24 protein-coding genes are annotated in these 23,729 nt (G+C 65.1%); 15 read left to right on the forward strand and 9 right to left on the reverse strand.

From position 1 onward, the window contains the following. The first annotated feature begins 211 nt into the window (after positions 1–211). Both ACOIX3_RS41325 and ACOIX3_RS41330 read left to right on the forward strand, forming a co-directional pair. Positions 212–1,003, forward strand: coding sequence for a Bax inhibitor-1/YccA family protein (locus ACOIX3_RS41325; RefSeq protein ID WP_021078796.1), 792 nt, complete (start codon positions 212–214; stop codon positions 1,001–1,003). Positions 1,004–1,102: 99 nt separating this feature from the next. Then, positions 1,103–1,633, forward strand: a complete 531-nt coding sequence (locus ACOIX3_RS41330; protein ID WP_420971928.1) for a GNAT family N-acetyltransferase — start codon at positions 1,103–1,105, stop codon at positions 1,631–1,633. A 116-nt stretch (positions 1,634–1,749) separates the two neighbouring features. Here ACOIX3_RS41330 and ACOIX3_RS41335 read toward each other — a convergent pair whose 3' ends face one another. The 3 genes from ACOIX3_RS41335 to acnA form a co-directional block, all read right to left on the reverse strand. After that, entirely contained in the window at positions 1,750–2,121 is a 372-nt protein-coding gene (locus ACOIX3_RS41335) for a DUF2794 domain-containing protein (RefSeq protein ID WP_420967697.1), read from the reverse strand. A 545-nt stretch (positions 2,122–2,666) separates the two neighbouring features. Then, positions 2,667–3,428 carry a DUF1223 domain-containing protein gene (locus tag ACOIX3_RS41340; protein WP_420967698.1) on the reverse strand — a complete coding sequence of 254 codons (762 nt, stop codon included), beginning with the start codon at positions 3,426–3,428 and terminating at the stop codon, positions 2,667–2,669. Between the two features lie 161 nt (positions 3,429–3,589). Continuing rightward, entirely contained in the window at positions 3,590–6,310 is a 2,721-nt protein-coding gene (gene acnA, locus ACOIX3_RS41345) for an aconitate hydratase AcnA (RefSeq protein WP_420967699.1), read from the reverse strand. A gap of 239 nt (positions 6,311–6,549) precedes the next feature. On the opposite strand from acnA, the gene ccmA reads away from it, so the two are divergent. The 6 genes from ccmA to ACOIX3_RS41375 all read left to right on the forward strand — a co-directional run bounded on the left by ccmA (position 6,550) and on the right by ACOIX3_RS41375 (position 10,270). Further along, on the forward strand, positions 6,550–7,152 hold the full coding sequence (ccmA, locus tag ACOIX3_RS41350; protein WP_420971929.1) for a heme ABC exporter ATP-binding protein CcmA: 603 nt from the start codon (positions 6,550–6,552) through the stop codon (positions 7,150–7,152). A gap of 265 nt (positions 7,153–7,417) precedes the next feature. After that, positions 7,418–8,086 carry a heme exporter protein CcmB gene (gene ccmB, locus ACOIX3_RS41355; protein ID WP_021078801.1) on the forward strand — a complete coding sequence of 223 codons (669 nt, stop codon included), beginning with the start codon at positions 7,418–7,420 and terminating at the stop codon, positions 8,084–8,086. Between the two features lie 75 nt (positions 8,087–8,161). Beyond that, positions 8,162–8,947: a heme ABC transporter permease gene (locus tag ACOIX3_RS41360; RefSeq protein ID WP_420967700.1), complete on the forward strand. Its 786-nt coding sequence runs from the start codon at positions 8,162–8,164 to the stop codon at positions 8,945–8,947. Positions 8,948–8,951: 4 nt separating this feature from the next. Then, positions 8,952–9,131, forward strand: a complete 180-nt coding sequence (ccmD, locus tag ACOIX3_RS41365) for a heme exporter protein CcmD (RefSeq protein ID WP_229171244.1) — start codon at positions 8,952–8,954, stop codon at positions 9,129–9,131. After that, positions 9,128–9,721, forward strand: a complete 594-nt coding sequence (locus ACOIX3_RS41370) for a DsbE family thiol:disulfide interchange protein (protein WP_420967701.1) — start codon at positions 9,128–9,130, stop codon at positions 9,719–9,721. Before ccmD ends, ACOIX3_RS41370 begins: the two co-directional genes overlap by 4 nt. A 174-nt stretch (positions 9,722–9,895) precedes the next feature. Beyond that, positions 9,896–10,270, forward strand: coding sequence for a ComEA family DNA-binding protein (locus ACOIX3_RS41375; RefSeq protein ID WP_420967702.1), 375 nt, complete (start codon positions 9,896–9,898; stop codon positions 10,268–10,270). Between the two features lie 150 nt (positions 10,271–10,420). On the opposite strand, the gene ACOIX3_RS41380 is transcribed toward ACOIX3_RS41375, so the two are convergent. Continuing rightward, positions 10,421–11,020 (reverse strand): septation protein A, encoded by a 600-nt coding sequence (locus tag ACOIX3_RS41380; RefSeq protein ID WP_092121525.1) that lies wholly within the window; start codon positions 11,018–11,020, stop codon positions 10,421–10,423. A 157-nt stretch (positions 11,021–11,177) separates the two neighbouring features. Beyond that, a complete protein-coding gene (ftsY, locus tag ACOIX3_RS41385; RefSeq protein WP_420967703.1) occupies positions 11,178–12,122 on the reverse strand; it encodes a signal recognition particle-docking protein FtsY in 945 nt (314 codons plus the stop codon). Between the two features lie 49 nt (positions 12,123–12,171). On the opposite strand from ftsY, the gene ACOIX3_RS41390 reads away from it, so the two are divergent. After that, positions 12,172–12,873, forward strand: a complete 702-nt coding sequence (locus ACOIX3_RS41390) for an RluA family pseudouridine synthase (protein WP_420967704.1) — start codon at positions 12,172–12,174, stop codon at positions 12,871–12,873. Between the two features lie 191 nt (positions 12,874–13,064). Then, positions 13,065–14,204: a DUF2336 domain-containing protein gene (locus ACOIX3_RS41395; RefSeq protein ID WP_420967705.1), complete on the forward strand. Its 1,140-nt coding sequence runs from the start codon at positions 13,065–13,067 to the stop codon at positions 14,202–14,204. A gap of 423 nt (positions 14,205–14,627) precedes the next feature. Here the strand turns inward: ACOIX3_RS41395 and mtaB are convergent, their stop codons facing one another. Next, positions 14,628–15,911 carry a tRNA (N(6)-L-threonylcarbamoyladenosine(37)-C(2))-methylthiotransferase MtaB gene (gene mtaB / locus ACOIX3_RS41400; protein ID WP_420967706.1) on the reverse strand — a complete coding sequence of 428 codons (1,284 nt, stop codon included), beginning with the start codon at positions 15,909–15,911 and terminating at the stop codon, positions 14,628–14,630. A 5-nt stretch (positions 15,912–15,916) separates the two neighbouring features. Then, complete coding sequence (gene dapF, locus ACOIX3_RS41405; protein WP_420967707.1) at positions 15,917–16,792, reverse strand: diaminopimelate epimerase; 876 nt, start codon at positions 16,790–16,792, stop codon at positions 15,917–15,919. 344 nt (positions 16,793–17,136) lie between these two features. Here dapF and ACOIX3_RS41410 point away from each other — a divergent pair, with 344 nt between their 5' ends. Together ACOIX3_RS41410 and ACOIX3_RS41415 are read left to right on the forward strand one after the other, a co-directional pair. Beyond that, positions 17,137–17,847 carry a GyrI-like domain-containing protein gene (locus tag ACOIX3_RS41410; protein ID WP_420967708.1) on the forward strand — a complete coding sequence of 237 codons (711 nt, stop codon included), beginning with the start codon at positions 17,137–17,139 and terminating at the stop codon, positions 17,845–17,847. Positions 17,848–17,852: 5 nt separating this feature from the next. Continuing rightward, positions 17,853–18,581: an SIMPL domain-containing protein gene (locus ACOIX3_RS41415; protein ID WP_420967710.1), complete on the forward strand. Its 729-nt coding sequence runs from the start codon at positions 17,853–17,855 to the stop codon at positions 18,579–18,581. A 142-nt stretch (positions 18,582–18,723) separates the two neighbouring features. Here ACOIX3_RS41415 and ACOIX3_RS41420 read toward each other — a convergent pair whose 3' ends face one another. Further along, positions 18,724–19,791 (reverse strand): MBL fold metallo-hydrolase, encoded by a 1,068-nt coding sequence (locus tag ACOIX3_RS41420; protein ID WP_420967711.1) that lies wholly within the window; start codon positions 19,789–19,791, stop codon positions 18,724–18,726. 426 nt (positions 19,792–20,217) lie between these two features. On the opposite strand from ACOIX3_RS41420, the gene ffh reads away from it, so the two are divergent. The 3 genes from ffh (at position 20,218) to rimM (ending at position 22,722) form a co-directional block, all read left to right on the forward strand. After that, positions 20,218–21,765, forward strand: a complete 1,548-nt coding sequence (ffh, locus tag ACOIX3_RS41425) for a signal recognition particle protein (protein ID WP_342725598.1) — start codon at positions 20,218–20,220, stop codon at positions 21,763–21,765. 85 nt (positions 21,766–21,850) lie between these two features. After that, positions 21,851–22,183, forward strand: a complete 333-nt coding sequence (gene rpsP / locus ACOIX3_RS41430) for a 30S ribosomal protein S16 (protein WP_050402543.1) — start codon at positions 21,851–21,853, stop codon at positions 22,181–22,183. Positions 22,184–22,200: 17 nt separating this feature from the next. Then, positions 22,201–22,722 carry a ribosome maturation factor RimM gene (gene rimM, locus ACOIX3_RS41435; protein ID WP_420967712.1) on the forward strand — a complete coding sequence of 174 codons (522 nt, stop codon included), beginning with the start codon at positions 22,201–22,203 and terminating at the stop codon, positions 22,720–22,722. A 10-nt stretch (positions 22,723–22,732) separates the two neighbouring features. Here the strand turns inward: rimM and gcvA are convergent, their stop codons facing one another. Further along, positions 22,733–23,644, reverse strand: a complete 912-nt coding sequence (gcvA, locus tag ACOIX3_RS41440) for a transcriptional regulator GcvA (protein ID WP_420967713.1) — start codon at positions 23,642–23,644, stop codon at positions 22,733–22,735. Positions 23,645–23,729 lie beyond the last annotated feature (85 nt).

Genomic DNA, 23,729 nt, shown 5'->3' on the forward strand with positions numbered 1-23,729 from the left:
GTTTTGCCTACAAATGCTAGGCTAGAGCGACATTCGGCCGCGCGTGGAAGCTTGCGTCGGATGTGTTAATTTCCCACATACCACTCGGGTCGGATAGTCGGTTTGAATGACACGCAATTAATGTTCCGCAAACCGAGCCATCTGAGATAGATTTAGAACCGGCGCCGCAAATCCCTTGCGCTCCACCGGGACCAACCACGGGAATTCGACCATGTCGGACCTAGACCGCAACTACGCTTCTCCTTTCGGCCGGGCCGCCGGGCGCATTGACGCTGCGGCCGTCGACGCCGGTCTGCGCGCCTACATGCTGCGCATCTACAACTACATGAGCATCGGCCTCGCCATCACCGGCTTGGCCGCGCTCGGTGTCTACATGGGTGCGGTGACCACTGATCAGTCCGCCGCCGTCGCCAAGTTCGGCAACGCCTATCTGACGCAGTTCGGCTACGCGATGTTCGTGAGCCCGCTGAAGTGGCTGTTCATCCTCGCCCCTCTGGCGATGGTGTTCGTCATCTCGGCCGGCATCAACCGCCTGCAGCCCGCGACCGCCCAGCTGCTGTTCTGGGTGTTCTCGGCGCTGATGGGCCTGTCGCTGTCGTCGATCTTCCTGGTGTACACGCACACCTCGATCGTGCGCGTGTTCTTCATCACCGCGGCAACGTTCGGTGCGCTGAGCCTCTACGGCTACACCACCAAGCGTGACATGAGCGGCATGGGCTCGTTCCTGTTCATGGGCCTGATCGGCATCATCATCGCGAGCCTGGTCAACCTGTTCCTGGCGAGCTCGGCGCTGCAGTTCATCGTCTCGGTGGTCGGCGTGCTGGTGTTCGCGGGCCTCACCGCCTGGGACACCCAGCGGCTGAAGAACGACTACATCTACGGCTACGCCTCGCAGGGTGGCGTGATGGCAGAGCGTGCGGCAATCACTGGTGCGCTGTCGCTCTACCTGAACTTCATCAACCTGTTCACGCTGCTGCTGCAGCTGCTCGGACAGCGCGACTAAGCGCCTCGAGCGAACCGATCGACCAGAGCCCCGGCCTTGCGGCCGGGGCTTTTCTTTTGCGCAGGGCAAAAATACGCTCACGGCATGTCCAACGCTGCTCTGCCCGATCCGGAAATCAGGCCGACCGCCGAGGCGGACCTGCCCGCCATCACTGCGATCTATGAGCACGCGGTGCGCTTCGGCACCGCAACCTTCGAGCTGATCCCGCCCGACCTTGCCGAGATGACCCGCCGCTACAGGGCGCTGATCGATGGCGGCTTCCCCTATTTCGTCGCCGTGCTCGATGGCCGCGTCGCCGGCTATGCCTATGCCGGCCCCTTTCGGCCGCGGCCGGCCTATCGCTTCACGGTCGAGAACTCGGTCTATCTGGACCCCGCGGTCCATCGCCGCGGCATCGGCCTCCGGCTGATGGAGCGCCTGATCGCCGAATGCGACGCGCGCGGCTTCCGGCAGATGATCGCGGTGATCGGGGACCAGGCCAATGCCGGCTCGATCGGGCTGCACCGCCGCTGCGGCTTTCAGATGATCGGGACGCACCCGAATGTCGGCCTGAAATTCGGCCGCTGGCTCGATACCGTGATGATGCAGCGGGCGCTCGGCGAAGGCGCGGCGACGGTGCCGGCGGACTAGACGGGATCCGTAGCCCGGATGAAGCGCAGCGCAATCCGGGGCCGTCGAAACCGCGGATGAACTTGTCCCGGATTACGCTTCGCTTCATCCGGGCTACGACACTGAATTTGCCGCGCCTACACCAGCGACAGCTTGCGATCGATCACGAGCAGCACCCGTTCGAGTTCGTGGCCGCGGCGCAGGATCAGGCCGGTCGCCGAAATCACGCTGTACATGCCCTGCTTGCGTGCCAGCCGGGGATCCTTCTCGATCCGGTAGATCGGCATTTCGGATGCGCGCCGGAACACCGAGAACACGGCGCGGTCCTTCAGGAAGTCGATCGCATAATCGCGCCACTCGCCGTCGGCGACCATGCGGCCGTAGAGATTGAGAATGCGGTTGAGCTCAAGTCGATTGAATGTCACGCGGTTGGGCTGAGGGGTCGCGGCGGCGGGACGCGCCGCGGCACGATTCCCACTCGGATCACTATCCTCCGAGATCAAACTCATCGAGCGCCTCCTGTCATCCCGGTGACGATCGGGTGCCGAAGGCCGGTGCCCCCACTTCGGGATCGTCACGAGAGTGACATGATTGCGCTAAGCGCAGGACGCCGCAAGGGGCCATTCGCAACGCAACCAGGCCTTAACCACGGCCAGGCGCGGCGGATTGTCCGGAAAACCGAAGAGTCACGGGAACGTTAGAGGAATCATATTGCTGCCCCACTTCCGCCCATCGCCCGCCCCGCTGCCCTGCGAAAAGAAAATCCTGCGTTGGCCCGGTCCTTTCGGTTCCGGATTCCTCAGCCCCCAGCCCCCCGGGGCCGTCGGGATCGGGCCTGTTCGCAGGGGAGTCAAATCCCAACACACTGGGCCAACGAAAGTTGGTCCTTTTTGTTTTTTGGGCCCTGCTCGATTACGCGCGATCAAGACCCGCAAAGCCTCGGCGCTCTTCTTTCAGCAACTCAGTGGATGCACGGCTTGCCGCCGTGCGAAGCCGCACGACTACATGCGTGCGGCCCAATGACGCGACTGATGGAAGCTAGCGCAGCAGCGCGCTAGTGAAGCGAGGTGAATGCAGCGCCGAGCATCGGGCCCGGCTTGTCACGATTGCCGTCCTGGACGTACACGGCCGCAGCATCGACGCCATCGCGCGTGATGTTCTCCAGCGGCACGGTCCAGCTCCCGGACGAGCCGTTCCAGTCACCGACCTTCAGGAGATTGCGCACCACGTTGTGGTAGGTGATCTCGTGGCCACGATTCTCGCCGCGCGAGATCGAGATCGGCACCGACTTCGAGATCGAGCAGATCCAGACTTCACCGCGCGACACCGCGGGCGATTTCGATGCGGCCACCGACACGTTGATCTGCTTGCCGGTCAGCGTCATCGTCACCGGCACCGACATCACGCTGCCGCTCTTCTCGGTGTCCTTGATGGCATCCTCGATGCTGGCGCGGTCGCTGCCGATCACATGGGCGGAGCCGTTGATCACGGCCTGCGGCGTGTAGACGTCGCGGTCGCCGCGCATGTGCGAATAGGCTTTCTGGCGCGCGCTGAAACGGGAATCGGCCAGCGTGTCCTTCCAGCCGAGGTAGTCCCAATAGTCGATCGGCATGCTCAGCGCGATGACGTTGGGGTCCTTCGCGAGATCACCGATGATCTTGTCCGCGGGCGGACAGGACGAGCATCCCTGCGAGGTGAAGAGCTCGACGACAGCACGCGGATCGGCGTGAGCGGGGCGGATGATCGCAACGATCGCGCAGAAACCGAGGGCGCTGGACCATCGCGAGATAGAATTATAGGCCATCATCGCTGTCATACTGCGAACCAGTCGTGATGATTTCTATCCGTAATTGTACGGAGCATGAAGTTGTCCCTTGAACTTGCGTGCCCCAGAACGCCAGAAGGCGGCCTTGTCATAGGCCGCCTTCTTTTTAGCCGCTACTCACTAAGCAGTGAGGCACCGATCACAAATCCGCGCTAGGCCGCGAGCTTGCGCAGCACGTAGTGCAGGATGCCACCGTTGCGATAGTAGTCGAGCTCGTCCAGCGTATCGATGCGGCAGAGCAGCGGGACGTCCCGCTTGCCGCCGTCGGCGGAGACGATTTCGGCCGTCAGCGTCTGGCGCGGCTTCAAATCACCCTGCAGCCCGCGGATCGTGACCTTCTCGTCGCCCTTGAGGCCGAGCGAGGACCACGACGTGCCGTCCTGGAAGGTGAGCGGAAGCACGCCCATGCCGACCAGGTTGGAGCGATGGATGCGTTCGAAGCTCTGGCAGATCACCGCGCGCACGCCGAGCAGGCGGGTGCCCTTCGCGGCCCAGTCGCGCGACGAGCCGTTGCCGTATTCGGCGCCGGCGAACACCACCAGTGGCACGTTCTCCTGCTGGTACTTCATCGCGGCGTCGTAGATCGACATCTGCGCGCCGTCGGGCCAGTGCTTGGTCAGACCGCCTTCCGGAATATTGCCGTCGGCGCCCTTCAGCATGAAGTTCTTGATGCGGATATTGGCGAAGGTGCCGCGCATCATCACTTCATGGTTGCCGCGCCGCGTGCCGTACTGGTTAAAGTCGGCGGGGCGCACCTGGTGCTCGCTGAGGAACTTGCCGGCGGGCGAAGTCAGCTTGATCGAACCGGCCGGCGAGATGTGGTCGGTGGTGATCTTGTCGCCGAACATCGCGAGGATCCGCGCGTCGACCACGTCGACGATCGGCTCCGGCTGCTTCTTCATGCCTTCGAAATAGGGCGGGTTCTGCACATAGGTCGAGCTCATGTTCCAGCGATAGGTCTCGCTTTCCGTGGTCTTGATCTTGCGCCAGTTGGTATCGCCCTTGAACACGTCGGCGTACTTCTTCTTGAAGATCGTCGCGGTGACGTACTTCTTCATGAAGGCGTTGATCTCCTTGGTGGTCGGCCAGATGTCCTTGAGGAACACCGGCTTGCCGTCCTTGCCGATGCCGATCGGCTCGACCGCGAGATCCTTGGTCACGGTACCGGCGAGCGCATGCGCGACCACCAGCGGCGGCGAGGCGAGGTAGTTGGCCTGCACGTCCGGCGAGACGCGGCCTTCGAAGTTGCGGTTGCCCGACAGCACAGCGGCGGCGACGATGCCGTTGTCGTTGATCGACTTCGAGATGTCTTCCGGCAGCGGGCCGGAATTGCCGATGCAGGTGGTGCAGCCGAAGCCGACCAGATTGAAGCCAACTTTGTCGAGATCGGCCTGCAGGCCGGAATTGGCGAGATATTCCGCCACCACCTGGCTGCCCGGCGCGAGCGAGGTCTTCACCCACGGCTTGGCCTTCAGGCCCTTGGCGGCCGCCTTGCGCGCCAGCAGGCCGGCGCCGATCAGCACGCTCGGGTTCGAGGTGTTGGTGCAGGAGGTGATCGCGGCGATCACGACGTCGCCATGGCCGAGATCGAAGTTGCGGCCCTCGACCGCGAAGCGCTTCTGCTCACCGTCGGGCTTCTTGTACTCGTTGACCAGCGCGGTCGCGAAGCCGGTCGACACCGCTGGCAGCGCGATGCGGCCTTCGGGGCGCTTCGGTCCGGCCATCGACGGCACGACGTCGGCGAGATCGAGCGTCAGCGTGGTGGTGAACACCGGGTCAGTCGACTTGGCGGTGCGGAACAGGCCCTGCGCCTTGGCATAGGCCTGCACCAGCTTGACGCGATCGGCCTTGCGGCCCGAGGTCTTCAGGTAATCGATGGTCGCGGCGTCGACCGGGAAGAAGCCGCAGGTCGCGCCGTATTCGGGCGCCATGTTGCCGATGGTCGCCTTGTCCGCGACCGACAGGAAATCGAGGCCCGGGCCGAAGAACTCGACGAACTTGCCGACCACGCCGAGCTTGCGCAGCATCTGGGTGACGGTGAGCACGAGGTCGGTCGCGGTGACGCCTTCCTTGAGCTGGCCCTTGAGCTTGAAGCCGACCACCTCAGGCAGCAGCATCGACAGCGGCTGGCCGAGCATGCAGGCTTCCGCCTCGATGCCGCCGACGCCCCAGCCGAGCACGGCGAGGCCGTTGACCATGGTGGTGTGCGAGTCGGTGCCGACGAGCGAGTCGGGATAGGCGATCTCGAAGGTGCCGGTCTTCTTACCGACCGTCATCTTCTCTTTCTTAGTCCACACCGTCTGGGCGAGATATTCGAGATTGACCTGGTGGCAGATGCCGGTGCCGGGCGGCACCACCGAGAAGTTCGAGAACGCCTTCTGGCCCCACTTCAGGAACTCGTAGCGCTCCTGGTTCTGCTTGTATTCCTCGGTGACGTTCTTCGCGAACGCCTTGTTGTCACCGAAGAAGTTGACGATCACCGAGTGGTCGATGACGAGATCGACCGGCACCAGCGGGTTGATCTTCTCGGCGTCGCCGCCGAGGTTCTGCATCGCGTTGCGCATCGCGGCGAGGTCGACCACGGCCGGAACGCCGGTGAAATCCTGCATCAGCACGCGCGCCGGGCGGAACGCGATTTCGTGCTCGAGCTGGCGCTTCTTCAGCCACTTCGACACCGCAACGATGTCTTCCTTCTTGACGGTGCGGCCGTCCTCATTGCGCAGCAGGTTCTCGAGCAGAACCTTCATCGAATACGGCAGCTTCGAGATACCCTTCAGTCCGTTCTTCTCTGCCTGGGGCAGGCTGTAATAGACGTAGGACTTGCCGCCGACCTTCATGGTCTTGCGGCATTTGAAGCTGTCGAGTGAGGTCATGCGGAGGATCCCAATTCTCAGTTATACCCGGCAAGGGTAACTAAACACCGGCGATCGACACGGGCCAAGGGATGGCCTGGATGGCTTGCGGCCGCCGATTGTGTGTGCTGCATCAAGTTCCGGGCTTATAGAACCTTTCTAGAAGCACCGCCACACCGACAAGCGTGCGACAGCGTTGCGCGACCCAAAAATTCTCACGCGGTAGCGAAAGATTTCAGAGGGCTGTGACACAACGAACCATGCGGCTCTCGGGACGAAATCTGAAATGCGTGCGCGGCGGACGCGAGGTGTTTGCTGGCCTCGATCTGTCGGCGGTGGCCGGCGAGGCGCTTGCCGTCACCGGCCCGAACGGCGCGGGCAAGACCTCGCTGCTGCGCGTCCTCGCCGGGCTGCTGGTTCCAGCCGAAGGCTCGATCGCGCTCGAGGGCGGCGATGCCGAACTCAGCCTGCCCGAACAGGCCCACTATCTCGGCCATCGCGACGCGCTGAAGCCGGCGCTGAGCGTCGCGGAAAATCTTTCCTTCTGGCGGGATTTCCTCGGCGGCAAGACGCAGGACGCCGGCCACTGCCTTGCCGCCGTGGCGCTCGACCACGCCGCGCGTCTGCCGGCGGCCTATCTCTCGGCCGGTCAGCGCCGCCGCCTGTCGATCGCGCGCCTGCTTTCGGTGCGGCGGCCGGTCTGGCTGCTGGACGAGCCGACGTCGGCGCTCGATGCGGCCGGACAGGCGCTGTTCGTCGGCCTGATGCGCGACCATCTCGCAAGCGGCGGCCTGATCGTCGCCGCGACGCACCTTCCGCTCGGCATCGATGCGCGCGATTTGCGGATGGGAGGCGTGGCATGAGCGCGCTCCAGCTCTTATCATTGGACACGAGTTTAACCGTTCCCTCCCCCCTTGTGGGGGAGGGTCAGGGAGGGGGGTGCCACACGACGTGCTGCATCCGTCAATCTCTCCACGACAAGCAACCTAGATTGCAAAAGCGACACTTCCGCCGAACATCTCGCCCGGGGCCACCCCTCTCCCCAACCCTCCCCCACAAGGGGGGAGGGAGCGCACCGTTTGCGCGGCAAGACAGCGACTCACACGGCAACTACAGCAGAGGCGCAGCATGAGCGCGCTGGCCGCATTGATCCGCCGCGACATCCGCATTGCGCTGCGCGTCGGCGGCGGGGCGCTGATCGGCGTGCTGTTCTTCCTCACCGTCACGGTGCTGATGCCGTTTGCGGTCGGGCCCGATCTGGCGCTGCTGTCGCGGCTCGGCCCCGCCATCCTCTGGCTCGGCGCGCTGCTGGCGAGCCTGCTCACCCTCGACCGGCTGTTCACGGCCGATCACGAGGACGGCTCGCTCGACCTGATCGTGATGAGCCGGACACCGCTGGAACTCGCCTGCGCGGCCAAAGCGCTGGCGCATTGGATCGCCGCGGGGCTGCCGCTGATCATCGCGACGCCGGTGCTCGGCCTGCTGCTCAATCTCGACGGCACGGCGACGCTGGCGGTCGCCGCGACCCTGCTGGCGGGAACACCGGCACTGACCTTCACCGGCATGATCGGCGCGGCATTAGCGGTGACGCTGCATCGCGGCGGGCTGCTGCTCGCGGTGCTGGTGCTGCCGCTGTCGATTCCGGTGCTGATCTTCGGTGTCGCGGCCTCGCAGGCGGCAATCTCAGGTCCCCTGCCCTTTGGAACACCGTTCTCGATCCTCTGCGCGCTGTCGCTTGCCAGCCTCGTGATCGGCCCGTTTGCCGCCGCCGCGAGCCTGCGGCACGGGTTGGACTGAGATGGCCCCGATCAAATCTCGCCGAGAGCAGTTCGGCCAATTGCCTCGCTCACATCGGGCGATTATCAGGGTGCCATGAAGCTGACCGAGACGCTGACCGACCTCGCCAATCCGACCAGGTTTCTGGCGCTGACCGCGCGCATCCTGCCGTGGCTCGCGGGCGTGACCGCGGTCCTGCTCGCGATCGGGCTCTACCAGTCGGCCATGGCACCCGACGACTACCAGCAGGGCGCCACGGTCAAGATCATGTTCATCCACGTCCCGAATGCGTGGCTGTCGATGTTCGTCTGGGGCGTCATGAGCGTGGCCGCGCTCGGCACGCTGGTGTGGCGGCATCCGCTCGCCGACGTCGCCGCGAAGGCCGCAGCTCCGATCGGCGCCGCCTTCACCTTCCTTGCGCTGGTCACCGGCTCGCTGTGGGGCCGGCCGATGTGGGGCACCTACTGGGAGTGGGACGCACGGCTGACCTCGGTGCTGATCCTGTTCCTGATGTATCTCGGCCTGATGGCGCTGTGGCGCGCGGTGGAGGATCCTTCGCGCGCGGCGCGGGCGGCGGCGGTCCTGACCCTGGTCGGTGCGATCAATATCCCGATCATCAAGTTCTCGGTCGACTGGTGGAACACGCTGCATCAGCCGGCCTCGGTGCTCCGGGTGGGCGGGTCGACCCTCGACAAGGCCTTCCTGTGGCCGCTCTTGGTGATGGCGATCGCGTTTTCGCTGCTCTTCATCACCTTGCACCTGGCGGCGATGCGCAACGAGATCCTGCGCCGGCGCGTGCGCAGCCTGCAGATGATGCAGGCCAGCCGCGTCGCGTTCACCAGCGAAGCGGCCGCCGGTCCAAAAGAAATTGGAGCGGCGTGACGCGATGTCGCTTGGTCCCTACGCCTCTTTCATCGTGACGTCCTATGCGCTGGTCGCGGCGGTCGTACTGCTCCTGATCGTCTGGATCATCGCCGACTATCGCCGCCAGCAGGCACGCCTCAAGGAGATCGAGGCCAGTGGCATCACGCGCCGCTCCGGCCGCAGCGCGGCGGACATCAGATGAGCGAGCAGGCGACCAACAGTCCGCCGCAAGCCCGCCGCCTGCTGGTGGTGCTGCCGCTGCTGGTTTTCCTCGGGCTTGCCGGACTGTTCCTGCTGCGGCTCTATGGCGGCGATCCCTCCAAAATTCCGTCGGCGCTGATCGGCCGGCCGGCACCGCAGACCGTCCTGCCCGCGCTCGACGGCCTCGTGAAGGACGGCGCGCCGGTCCCCGGCCTCGATCCCGCAGCCTTCAAAGGCAAGGTCTCAATCGTCAACGTCTGGGCGTCCTGGTGCGTGCCCTGCCATGACGAAGCGCCGCTGCTGACCGAGCTCGGCCGCGACAAGCGCTTCCAGATCATCGGCATCAACTACAAGGACTCGCCCGAGAACGCGCGGCGCTTCCTTGGCCGCTACGGTAATCCGTTCGGCATCGTCGGCGTCGACGGCAACGGCCGCGCCTCCATCGAGTGGGGCGTCTACGGCGTGCCCGAGACCTTCCTGGTCGGGCGCGAGGGCACGATCGTCTACAAGCTGGTCGGCCCGGTGACGCCTGATAACGTCAACACCGTGCTCAAGACCGAGATCGAGAAAGCGCTACGCGCAGACAAGTAACCGCATCGGCACGCCACGACTCGCGAACATGAATCGGGCATGAACGACGCGAGAAAACGCCTGCGGCATAATACTTCGACGGATTTATCTGCGGTTCATTTCACGGCCACGGCGACGCCACGAACGCAACCCTAACTCCATGGCGTGACTTCACTCATTCCTCGGAGAGGACATATGCGCAAGACCACGCTCGCTTCACTTCTTGCTACCGCACTCACGCTCGGCCTGATGACGGCTACGCCGTCGATGGCCCAATCGCCGCAGCCGGCCGCGCCCGCCGCGAAATCCGAGAGCCACATGGCGCCAGCGCCGAAAGCGGCGGCCCCTGATCTGAAGACGACGGGGATGGCGAAGGACGACCTGCTCGACATCAACAGCGCCGGCGCCGACCAGCTCGACGCGCTGCCTGGTGTCGGCAAGGCCTATTCGGCCGCGATCATCAAGGGCCGCCCCTACAAGGGCAAGGATGAACTGGTGCAGAAGAACATCCTGCCGCAGCCGACCTACGACAAGATCAAGGACAAGATCGTCGCCAAGCAGAAGAGCTGAGCTCTGTCTCGTGCCCCGGACGCAGCGCAGCACGCAAGTGATGCGCTGCAGAGCCGGGGCCTGCAGCTCAACGAATCCTGCCTGGCGAGATAGGTCCCGGCTCTGCGGAGCGGCGCCGCCCACTGCACCGCGTCCGGGACAAGAGATCAGTCACTTCCGCAGGTCGCCGGCGTCCGCCTCGCTGGTTTCCAGCGAGACCGGCTCCAGATGATAGCGCTTGGTCAGCGGCATCTGGGCGATGGCGAAGACCATGGTCAGCGGCGTCACGCCGAACACCTTGAAGTTCACCCAGAAATCCGTGGTCTGCGTCCGCCAGACGATCTCGTTGAGAATAGCCATCCCGGCGAAGAACAGCGCCCAGCGCATGGTGAGGATGCGCCAGCCCTGCGGCGTCAGATTGAACATCTGGTCGAACATCACGGCGATGAAGGAGCGGCCGAACAGCAGCCCGCCACCGAGCACGGCCGCGAACAGGCCGTAGATGATGGTCGGCTTGACCTTGATGAAGGTCTCGTCGTGCAACACAAGGGTCAGGGTGCCGAACACCAGCACGACCGCGCCGGTCACCAGCGCCATGATCGGCACGTGCTTTGTCACCACATAGGAGGCGATCATGGCAGCTACGATCGCGACCATGAACGCGCCGGTCGCGAAGAACAAATGGTATTTGGCGTTCGCGATGAAGAACACGAGCAGCGGGCCGAGCTCGGTCGCAAGCTTGAACAGCGGATGTGGCTGGGTCTTGTCCATCAATTCAGTCCATTGAACTCGTGTCTTGGCCATCCTTCGAGACGGCGCTCCGCGCCTCCTCAGGATGACGACCTTTCGTATCCCACCGTCATCCCTGCACAACGGCTTTGCCGTTGTTGCGGAGCAGCGCGCACCAGCGCGCGTCTCGAAGGATGAATTATTCGATCCCGGCAATCGCCTTGGCAAAATCCTTCGCCGTGAAGGGCGCGAGGTCCTCGACGCCTTCGCCGACGCCAATGAAATGCACCGGCAGCTTGTGCTTCTCCGACAGCGCGACAAGGATGCCGCCGCGCGCGGTGCCGTCAAGCTTGGTCATCACGAGGCCGGTGACGCCTGCCGTACGATGAAATGCCTCGACCTGCGACAGCGCATTTTGTCCCACCGTGGCGTCGAGCACGAGCAGCACCGCATGCGGCGCCGACGCATCGACCTTCTTGATGACGCGCACGACCTTTTCGAGCTCGTTCATCAGCTCGGACTTGTTCTGCAGCCGGCCGGCGGTGTCGATCAGCAGCACGTCGCGCGCCTGCTCCCTCGCCGCGGTCAGCGCGTTGAAGGCGAGGCTTGCCGAATCCGAGCCCTGGGCCCCGGCGATGACCGGAGATTTGGTCCGCTCGCCCCAGACCTTGAGCTGCTCGATCGCCGCGGCACGGAAGGTGTCGCCGGCGGCCAGCATGACCTTGCGGCCCTCGGCGGAGAATTTCGCGGCCAGCTTGCCGATCGTCGTGGTCTTGCCGGAGCCATTGACGCCGACGACGAGGATCACAAACGGCTTCAACGTCGCATCGATCTCGAGCGGCTTGGCCACCGGCGCCAGCACCTTCTCGACCTCGGTCGCAACGACGTCCTTGACCTCGTCGGCCGAGATCGCCTTGTCGTAGCGGCCCTTGCCGACCGCCTCCGCAATCCGGACCGCGACATCGGTGCCGAGGTCGGCGCGCAGCAGCACATCCTCGATGTCATCGAGCATGGCAGCATCGAGCTTGCGCTTGGTGACGAGGTCGGCGACCGCGGTCCCGATCGAACTCGAGGTTCGCTTCAGGCCGCCTTTCAGCCGCTGCCACCAGCTCTGTTTTGGAGTTCCCGCAGTGGTATCGTTCATGGCGCGGACGTGTTAGCCGTTTCGGCCCATAAACGAAAGTCTCGACGAATTGATCGATGTTCCCCAATTGACCGCGGAAGAGATCCTGGCGCGGGTGCTCCACCGCGACGGATTGATGCTGGTTATCGACAAACCGGCCGGCCTGCCGGTGCATCGCGGTCCTAAGGGCGGCCCCAATCTGGAGGCCTCGTTCGACGCGTTGCGGTTCGGCCTGCCGCGGCCGCCGGTGCTGGCGCATCGGCTGGACAAGGACACCTCCGGCTGCCTCGTCCTGGGACGCCATCGCAAGGCGACCGCCTCGCTCGGGCTGCTGTTCAAGCACAGCAAGATCGCAAAGACCTATTGGACCGTGGTCGAGGGCGGCCCCACCGAGGACGCAGGCACCATCGACATGCCGCTCGGCCGGCTCAACGCCGAGCGCGGCTGGTGGCAGAAGCCGGACCCGGATGGCCAGAAGGCGATCACCAACTGGAAGGTGCTGGGACGCGGCGACGGCCTTGCCTGGCTTGCGATGGAGCCGGTCACCGGCCGCACCCATCAGCTCCGGGTGCATTCGTCGGCGATGGGCTGGCCGATCGTCGGCGACAATATCTATGGCAACGGTCCGCGCTTCGGCGAGCCGACCCTGCACCTGCATTCCCGCGAAATCGGCATCCCGATTTCCCGCAACAAGGACCCGGTGCATGTCGTAGCACCTGCGCCGGCGCACATGCAGGAGCGGCTCAAGGCCTGCGGCTGGAACGGCGAATAGAGCGTTTTCCAGCGAAAGCCTGTCCCGGACTTGATCCGGGATGGATACCGGTTCGCGTCAAGAAAACGCGTCGAAGTGCAGAGCTTCCTCCGGGATTCTACTGATCATTATCCTTACGAAACGTTCAGGTCCGCCCGATAAAGCTGCAAACCGGCTTAGAACAAGCAATCGGGACGGGCTCAGGACGAGCAATGCTGACTGCCGGGCAGGCAATTGTCGACGAGGTCGAGGCAGCGATACGCGCCGGCTCCGCCGAAAAATGCATCGCGACGGCGAAGCGCGTCACTGATCTCTTCCTCCACTCCGCCGGCAGCTTCAACAGCGAGCAGATCGAACTGTTCGACAATGTGCTCGAACGGCTGGTCAAGACCATCGAGCTGCGCGCCCTCGCCGAGATCAGCGCCCGGATGGCGCTTGCCGAGATCAGCGAGCAGCTCGCCCCGGTCGCGCAGGCACCGCCCGCGATCGTTCGCCGCCTCGCCAGCAACGACGAGATCCGGATCGCGCGGCCGATGCTGCAGGAATCCTCGCGCCTCAGTGCCGAGGATCTGGTCGAGATCGCGCAGACCAAGAGCGAACAGCACCTGCTCGCCGTCGCCGGCCGCTGGTGGCTGAAGGAAGTCGTCACCGACGCGCTTCTGGCCCGTCGCTTTGCGAGCGTGAGCCACCGCCTCGTCACCAATCCCGGCGCCAAAGTATCGCCGGGCGGATTTGCCGTCATCCTGGCGCAGGCCGAGCACGATCCGACCCTCGCGGTCGAGACCGGCATCCGCGCGGACCTGCCGGCGGAGCTCCGGCTTCAACTCCTGCGCCGGGCAACGGAAGAGGTTCGCGGCCGTTTGCTGGAACGCGCCCCGCCGTATCTGTACGAGGAAATCCGCCACGCGATCGCCGCGGTCGCCGCCGGCGTCGAGCGCGACATGTCGCAGGTCCGCGATTTCACCGCAGCCAAGCGCCACGTCGCGAAGCTGAAGGACAGCGGCGAGCTCGACGAGGCCGCCCTGCTCGGCTTCGCCAGGCAGCGAAGATATGAAGAGACCATTGTTGCGCTGGCGGAGCTAGCGCAGTCGAACATCGAGGTGATCCGCTCCCTAATGCAAAGCCTGCGCAGTGAAGGCCTTTTGGTGCCGTGCCGGGCGGCCGGCCTGAGCTGGACGACCACCGCCGCGGTGATGGAATGCCGCTATGCGACCGGCTCCATGGGCGCCGTTGAGCTCACCCATGCGAAGAGCCAGTTCACCAAGATGACACGCGGCGACGCCGATCGCCTGCTGCGGTTCTGGCAGGTTCGCGCGTCGCAGCCGCCAAAACCTGGCGGACGCGCGCACTGATAACGTCATGCGCGACTGACAGCGATTTAACCTGTCAAACAGCTGGTTCGGTGTCCTCACCCGCGCATACGGGTGATCCAGTATTCCAGAGACGTCGGTGCCTGAGCCGAGAGGCCGCGGCTTCTCCGGGCGTCGTCCCTGCGAAAGCAGGGACCCATACTCCGCGGCGGGTATTGTGAACGGGACTCGTCGTTCCGGTACCGCCCATCAACGAACATTCGTGGTTATGGGTCCCTGCTTTCGCAGGGACGACATCGAGATTGTTGACGCGGCGATGAGTCAAACGTTCTATCCGCGCCTCGGAATCGATTTTTCCACGAGTTATGCGGCTCAATGGATTCCGGGGGCGGTCCCGCGCACCGCCCCGGCATGACGAGAGAATGGTGAGGCGCGTCGTCCCGAAATAATGCGCAGAGCGTCGTCTCAACGGACGTCGCCGACCGATGCAGTGAGGCGCGCGCGATCATGTCCGCTGATGTACATCGCACGCACAGTGCCCGGCTCATCACCGTTGACCGCAACTGGCAGGAAATGCTCGGTGCGGCCTTGCGTGTCGCTCTCGATCAGCACCTTGCGGGTCGCACCGACTTCCGCCGCAAGCCGCAGCAGCAGCGCGGCTTCGGCGGCTGCGCGCAGCCGCTTGGCACGCTCCCGGATCGCACCGCCCTCGACCTGCGGCATCCGTGCGGCCGGCGTGCCCGGCCGCTTTGAGTACGGAAACACATGCAGGAAGGTGAGATCGCATTCCGCGACCAGATCGAGCGAGCGCGCGAACATCTCCTCAGACTCAGTCGGGAATCCCGCGATGATGTCGGCGCCGAGCGCGATGTCCGGCCGCAGCCGGCGCACCTGCGCGCAGAAATCGATCGCGTCCTGGCGCGAATGCCGGCGCTTCATCCGCTTCAGGATCATGTCGTCGCCGGATTGCAGCGACAGATGCAGATGCGGCATCAGCCGCGGATCGTCGGCGATGACATCGAGCAGGTCGCGATCGGCCTCGATCGAATCGATCGAGGAGATGCGCAGCCGCTTCAGCTCGGGCACATGGCGCAGGATCTGCCGGGTCAACTGGCCGAGCTTCGGCGCGCCCGGCAAATCGGCGCCATAGCTCGTGAGATCGACGCCGGTCAGCACGATCTCGGCGTGGCCGCGCTCGACCAATGTGCGGACCTGATCGACCACCGCGCCCATCGGCACCGAGCGCGAATTGCCGCGGCCGTAGGGGATGATGCAGAAGGTGCAGCGATGATCGCAGCCGTTCTGCACCTGGACGAACACCCGCGGCAGGCCGCGCTCGAAGCCGTCGAGCAGATGCGGCGCCATCTCGGTCACCGCCATGATGTCGGCGACCGCGACCTTCTCGCTCGCATCGATGCCAAACGGCGCATCGAAAGCCGCGCGCGTCGCCTGCCAGGCTGCGCCGCGCATCTTCTCGTCATTGCCGACGACGCGATCGACCTCGGCCATCTCGGCGAACATGTCGGCTTGCGTCTGCGCCGCACAGCCGGTGACGACGATGCGCGCCGCGGGGCGTTCGCGTTTCAGTTTGCGGATAGACTGCCGGGCCTGCGCCACCGCCTCATTGGTGACGGCGCAGCTGTTGATGACGATGGTGTCGGTGAGCCCGGCCTGCTCGGCCTCGCGCCTGATCACCTCGGATTCGAATGCATTGAGGCGGCAGCCAAAGGTGACGACGTCGACGCTCATGACGGTTAGGCGACGCTGGCGAACAGCGCCGGATCGAAGCGGCCCTCATATTCGAAATCGGCGGTGCCGGTCATCAGCACGTGGTCGTCGCGCTCGCGCCACTCGATGCCGAGCTTGCCGCCGGGCAACGTGATCTCGACAGTCCGGTTGGCGCGCTTCAGCCGCGCCGCCGCAACCGCGGTCGCGCAGGCCGCCGAGCCGCAGGCCCTGGTCAGGCCGGCGCCGCGCTCCCAGGTGCGGATCGTGATGCGGTCGCGATCGACGATATGGGCGAGCGTGATGTTGGCGCGCTCCGGGAAGATCGGATGGTTTTCCAGCAGCGGCCCGAAACGTTCGAGGTCGTAGGCATTGACGTCATCGACCCAGAACACCGCGTGCGGGTTGCCCATCGAGACCACCGAGGGCGAATGCAGCACCGGATTGTCGATCGGCCCGACCTGCAGCTCGATGTAGCGGGTGTCGCGAAATTCCTCAGCCAGCGGAATGTCCTGCCAGCCGAACTTCGGCGCGCCCATGTCGACGGTGTAGAGATCGGGCGCCGGCCCCTGCCAGCAATTGAGCAGGCCGGCGCGGGTCTGGAACGTCGCTGATGTCTGGCCGGTTTTCTCGAAGATCCGCCGCACCACGCAGCGCATGCCATTGCCGCAGGCCCCGGCCTCCGAGCCGTCATTGTTGTAGATCGAGATGAACGCTTCGGTGCCGTCGAGCCGCGGCGGCTGCAACACCATCAGCTGGTCATAGGGCACGCCGCCGGCCGGCGACGCCACGGCGCGCGCCTCCTCAGCCGAAACCTGCGCCTTGGAATCGCGCAGGTCGACGACGACGATCTCGTTGCCGATGCCGTTCATCTTGGCGAATGCGTGATTGGCGAGCGCGCTCATCGATTTTCCTAAATTCTGCCCGGTTATATGGCGAGGGGTGGCCCATTGGCTAGTGCGGCGAATTTGAAGCTCCTACGGTGGCTCCGCGGGTTCTGTAGGAGCTTCAAATTCGAAACCGCACTAGAAACAATTGTTTGCTGGTGCTCCTCTAATTCCGAAGTTCGCACGGTTTCCGCCGCACTTGCTTGCGAACTTCGGAATTGGAGCACCAGCCAGAATGGCCCTATGACACATCTGTCATGGGACGAATGCAGAACTCGCGTGTTAGGAATATCGCACCTCAGGGACCGCGCGCGCCGGGACAGATCGAGCGGCCGTTCGAGGAAGGGGATGGAGAATACCGAATGAACCGTATCAACACGCTCCGCGCGGCCCTGGTCGCGCTGCTCCCTTTGGCCGCGATCACCCTGGCAAGCCCGGCGCCTGCCCAGTCGCCGTCAGCCTCCCCCGCCCCCGCAGCAAGCCCGAGCCCAACGCCCGCGCCTGTGCCATCGGCAACGCCGGTGCCCCCGCCGGCCGAGACCAAGTCGCCGGCTGACAGCCCAGCCGCATCGCAGTCCCCGACGCCGCCGCCGGCCGCCCCGGTGCAGACCGCCGACCCGTTCGGCGAGCCGTTCACGCTGGAACCGAAGAAGGTCGTGATGCTGAAGGGCACGGCCAACTGGGATTCGGCCTTCGACGCGCTGATCGAGGCGTTCAAGCAACTCACCGCGCTGCTCGACAAGGACGGCGTCAAGGCAGCTGGCAATCCGATGATCGTCTACACCTCGACCGACGACACCGGCTTCACCTTCATCGCCGAAATTCCGGTCGACCAGGACGTCAAGAACCTCGGCAAGAACATGAGCATGGGCAATTCGCCGGACGGCAAGGCCCTGAAGTTCGTCCACCGCGGGTCCTACGACAACATGGACAACACCTATGAGGCGATCACCAATCACCTCGACGACAAGAAGCTCGAAGCCAAGGACACCTTTATCGAGGAATACATCACCGATCCGCTGAAGACCGCGGAAGACAAGCTTGTGATCAACGTCTACGTACCCCTGAAGTGAGCCAGATGACCTATCGCCTTCCCGTCGGCCTCCCCATCGCCGCCACCCTGATCGCGACCACGCTGCTGGCTGCGCCCGCATTCGCCGACAGCGACTTTCCGCCGGCGATCTCGGTCACTGGCGAGGCGACCGTATCGGCGGCGCCCGACGAGGCGCAGCTCGACGCCGGCGTCACGACCGACGGCAAGACCGCGCGCGAGGCCACCGACGCCAACAATGTGACGATGGGCAAGGTGCTGGCCGCGCTGAAGGGCGCCGGCATCGCGGAGAAGGACTATCAGACCTCGCGGCTGTCGCTGCAGCCGCAATTCGCCAATCGTCCGCCGTCGTCGCCGAACGCGCCGCCCAGCATCGTGGGTTACCACGCGAGCAATCGCGTCACGATCAAGCTGCACGATGTGAGCAAGGTCGCGGGTGTCATCGATGTGCTGGTGGGTGCCGGCGCCAATGATATCGGCGGGCTCAATTTCTCGGTGTCGCAGGCCTCGAAGCTGCTCGACGACGCCCGCGAGCGGGCGATCGCCGACGCCCGGCGCAAGGCGGAGATCTACGCCAAGGCCGCCGGCGTCACGCTCGGCGCGCCCTTGAACATCTCGGAAGTCGGCTCGGCGCCGGTACCGATGTTCCGCGCCAAGATGGCCACGGCAGGCTTCGCCGCCCCGACGCCGGTCGCCCAGGGCGAGGAAACGCTGACCGTCAATGTGAGCGTCTCCTGGGCGATCAAGGAGAAGTAGTTCAAGGCGGCCAATTAACGTCGTCCCGGCGAAGGCCGGGACCCATTACCACCGAATTTGGTTGTGAACGGAATCGTGGCCGCAGCGTCGCGCAGCAATCAATATTTGGGGTAATGGGTCCCGGCCTTCGCCGGGACGACGGTCAAATCTCGAACACCTGTCCCGGCTTCAACGTCAGAAACCTCTCGCGCGGCACCTTGGCCGCGTCGAGCGCTTCGCTGAGCGCGATCGCCGGCGCGTCGATCGCCTCGTCGGTCAACTGGAACGTGCCGTGGTGATGCGCCAGCGCCTGGGTGGCGCCGCAATCGGCCAGCGCCTGCACCGCGTCCTCCGGGTTCATGTGCTGGTCTTGCATGAACCAGCGCGGCTCATAGGCGCCGATCGGCAGGATCGCGAGCCGCAACGGGCCATGCGCCTCGGCAACCCGGCGGAAGTGCCGGCCGTCGCCATAGCCGGAATCGCAGACGATGTAGAGCTTGCCCGCGGGCGTCTCCAGCACGAAGCTCGCCCACAGCGCCTTGTTGCGATCGAACAGGCCGCGCGCCGACCAGTGCCGTGTCGGCACCAGCGTCACGGCAGCGCCGCCGCCGAGCTCGACGCGCTGATGCCAGTCGAACGCCTCGGCCTTGATCGCGGCATCGGAGGCGCGCATCGTGACGTCGTTGCCGAGCGGCGTGATGACGCGCGGCGCAAACGCCGCAGCCAGCTTCGACAGCGTCGCGACATCGAGATGATCGTAATGGCCGTGCGACACCAGCACGACATCGATCCTGGGCAACTTCTCGAAAGCGACGCCGGGATCATTGTGCCGCTTGGGACCTGCGAAGCCGAACGGCGAGGCCCGCATCGACCACACCGGATCGATCAGGATGTTGAGGCCGCCGGCCTGGATCAGCCAGCTGGCGTGGCCGACAAAGCAGAGCCGCACCTTGTCGCCATCGACGCGCGGCGGCGGCGTATCGGCATAGGGGCTCGGCGCCCATTCCGGCCAGACCGCGCGCTGCCGCCTGCCCCCGAACTGCCAGCGCAGCACCTCGCCGAGCGATTTCGGCGGCGCGCCATCCGGATCGAAGAAGTGCAGGCCGTCGAAGTGATCGGAAACGGGGCCGTCATAGGTTTTCATCAGGGACATCCAGATCGAGGGCACGCCGATCGCGGCAGTGGCTCCGGCCAAGGTTGCAAGAGGGCGGCGGCGGGTGACGATGGGCACGCGGGTTCCCAACAGGAGGCAGGCTCCGTTTATATGGGTGGCTAAGCCGAATTCAGAACCAGCTTGGCAAATTGACGCAATTTCAATGCCTTATGGCCTAGGCTAGGCCTATTGCGGCGAAACTTTCCTTGACTTTGTCCCCCCGGCAGCGTTTAACGCCGCCACTTTCTCGGAAAGATCCGTCTTTTCGACCCGCCGACTGGCCCCAGAGGCCAGAGGCCAACGCCCGACAGCGCGATGCGCCCTCGGGCGCGAAAGTGTTTGGATTTCCTTCTCCCTCGCCCCGCTCTTGCGGGGAGAGGGTCGGGGTGAGGGGCTCTCTCCGCGCATGATGCGCGTTGATAGTCCTGTACCCCCTCACCCGGATCGCAAGGGCGATCCGACCTCTCCCCGCAAGCGGGGCGAGGTGAAAAGAGGACAACGGCATTGTTCGACAATCTGTCGGAACGGCTTGGTGGCATTCTCGATCGTCTGACGGGGCGCGGTGCGCTGACCGAAAAGGACGTCGATGCCGCGATGCGCGAGGTGCGCCGCGCGCTGCTCGAGGCCGACGTCGCGCTCGAGGTCGTCCGCAGCTTCATCGACCGGGTCCGCGAGCAGGCGATCGGCGCCACCGTCGTCAAGTCGGTGACGCCGGGCCAGATGGTGGTGAAGATCGTCCATGACGAGCTGGTCGCCACGCTCGGCTCCGACGGCCAGACCATCGACATCAACTCCGTGCCGCCGGTGCCGATCATGATGGTCGGCCTGCAAGGCTCCGGCAAGACCACCACCACCGCGAAGCTCGCGCGCCGCATGGTTCAGCGCGACAAGCGCAAAGTGCTGATGGCCTCGCTCGACGTGTATCGTCCGGCGGCGATGGAGCAGCTCGCGGTGCTCGGCCGCGACCTCGACATTCCGACCTTGCCGATCGTCGCCGGCCAGATGCCGCCGCAGATCGCCAAGCGCGCGTTAGAGGCCGGCAAGCTCGGCGGCTACGACGTCGTGCTGCTCGACACCGCCGGCCGCACCACGCTCGACGAAGACATGATGAAGGAGGCGGCCGAGATCAAGGCCGCCGCCAACCCGCATGAAGTGCTGCTGGTCGCCGACTCCCTCACCGGCCAGGACGCGGTCAACCTCGCGCGCGCGTTCGATGAGCGCGTCGGCCTCACCGGCATCGTGCTGACGCGCGTTGACGGCGACGGCCGCGGCGGCGCCGCGCTGTCGATGCGCGCGGTCACCGGCAAGCCGATCAAGCTGCTCGGCACCGGCGAAAAGACCGACGCGCTGGAAGACTTCCATCCGAACCGCATCGCCGGCCGCATCCTCGGCATGGGCGACGTCGTCTCGCTGGTCGAGAAGGCTGCGGCGAACATCGACGCCGAAAAGGCCGCGCGCACCGCCGAGCGGATGCGCAAGGGTCAGTTCGACCTCAACGACATGCGCGAACAGCTGCAGCAGATGGCGAATATGGGCGGCATCGGCGGCCTGATGGGCATGATGCCCGGCATCGCCAAGATGAAGAACCAGATCGCGGCGGCCGGCATCGACGACAAGATCATCAAGCGCCAGGTCGCGGTGATCGATTCGATGACGCGGCAGGAGCGCAAGAATCCGGACATCCTGAAGGCGAGCCGCAAGAAGCGCATCGCAGCCGGCGCCGGCCAGAGCGTCGAGCAGGTCAACAAGCTGCTGAAGATGCACCGGAACATGGCCGACATGATGAAGGCCATGGGAAGCGGCAAGCGCGGCCCGCTCGCCGGCATCGCCCAGGCGATGGGCTTTGGCGGCGGCATGAAGCCGCCTTCGGCCGAGGAGATGAAGGCGCTCGCCGAGAAGATGCAGGGCGGCGCCGGCGGCGGTCTGCCCAGCCTGCCGAAGGATTTGCCGGCCGGGCTGCGCGGCGGCCTGCCGAATGTGCCGGGCCTGACCGGCCTTTCCGGCAAGCCGATGCTGCCGGGCCTCGGCGGTTTCCCGGGCAAGAAGAAATGAGAAATTCGTCGCGATGGCTCACGTGCAGCCGGCGCGACGCGGAATGCCAATCAATCGAACACATCGACCTTTGAAGGAGAACTAAATGTCCGTTGTTATCCGCCTCGCTCGCGCAGGCACCAAGAAGCGTCCGGTCTATCACGTCGTCGTCGCCGACTCGCGCTTCCCGCGCGATGGCCGCTTCATCGAGCGTCTCGGCCACTTCAACCCGCTGCTGCCGAAGGACAACGAGGCCCGCCTGAAGCTCGACATGGACAAGGTGAAAGCCTGGCTCGCCAAGGGCGCGCAGCCGTCGGATCGCGTGACCCGCTTCCTCGACGCCGCCGGCGTCGTCAAGCGCGCCGCCCGCAACAACCCGGAAAAGGCCGTGCCGCGCAAGGAGCGCAAGGCGCAGGCCGAAGCCGCCGCCAAGGCATAGACTGAACGGCGACCACGGTGACTGCACCGGTCTGTGTCGCCCGTATCGGCGCTGCGCATGGCGTGCGCGGCGCCGTCCGGCTGTGGACCTTCACCGAAGATCCGCTGGCCGTGAAGGACTACGGCCCGCTGATGACCAAGGACGGCGCGCGCCAGTTCGAGGTCACGCATGCGCGCGAGGCCAAGGACCATCTGGTGGTGACGCTGAAGGGCGTCGCCAGCCGCGATGACGCTGAACGGCTCAATGGTCTCGAGCTCTACGTTCCGCGCGACCGGCTGCCGGAAACCGACGACGGCGAATATTATCACACCGACCTGATCGGGCTCGCCGCGGTGACGACGACAGGGCAGCCGCTCGGCAAGGTGCTCGCGATCCACAATTTCGGCGCCGGCGACATCATCGAGATCGCCCCGCCGCAGGGCGCGACGATGCTGCTGCCCTTCACCAATGCCGTGGTGCCGACAGTCGATCTCGCCGGCGGCCGCGTGGTGATCGAGCTGCCGCAGGAAGTCGACGGCGACGATCCGTCGGCAGTCTGAACCGAAAATATCAACCCGTCGTCCGGCCCTGCTGCTCGAGCCAGTCGCAGAACACCGCGCTGTGCGGATCGTTGCTGCGGCCTGCCGGAAAATACGCGAAATAGCTGCGCGCCGGCAGGCTAACGTTCGGAAACGGCGTCACCAGGCGCCCGGCCGCGAGATCGTCCGAAATCAGCGCGGTCGGACCCATCGCAACGCCGAGGCCATCGAGCGCGGCCTGGATGGTCAGATAGAAATGATCGAAGGTCAGCGAAGCGGCCGGCTCCAGCGCGGAATGCCCGGCCTCGGTGAGCCAGTCGCGCCACAGCCGCGGCATCGACGTGACATGCAGCAGCGCATGCCGGGAGAGGTCCGCGATCTCATGCAGCGGCAATCGTTCGAGCAGCGACGGACTGCACACCGGCAATCGCCGTTCCGAAACCAGGAAGCGCGACGAGAAGCCATGAAACGTATCCGGACCGCCGCGGATCACGACGTCGAATGATTCCGGCAGCGCATCCACCGGCTCGTTCGACGTGCTCAAGCGCACCTCGATATCCGGATGCTCGGCGCGAAACCGGCTCATCCGCGGCAGCAGCCAGCGCAGGCTGAAGGTCGCGAGCGCATTGACCCGCAACACCGCGACTGCGGCATCGCCGCGCCGCTCGCGATGCTGCTGCACGGCGGCTGAAATCCGGTCGAGCGCCGGCGCGAATTCCGCAAGCAGCGCCGCGCCCGCCGGCGTCAACACCACGCGCCGCACTGACCGCCGGAACAACGATGGCGCGCCGAGCCATTCTTCGAGCAGGCGGATCTGCTGGCTGACCGCACCATGGGTCACGCTGAGCTCGGCAGCGGCTTCCTTGAAGCTGCCGAGCCGGGCGGCGGCCTCGAAGGCGCGGACTGCATTGAGCGGCGGCAGGCTGCGGCGGGGGACGAACACGACCTCTAAATACCAGATTTTCTAACGCATGATCCGATTATTACTGATTTGTGACAGCAGTCATTCGGGCGCATATTGCGCAGCA

Origin of the sequence: Bradyrhizobium sp. B120, assembly GCF_049075665.1 — a bacterium.
Classification (GTDB): domain Bacteria; phylum Pseudomonadota; class Alphaproteobacteria; order Rhizobiales; family Xanthobacteraceae; genus Bradyrhizobium.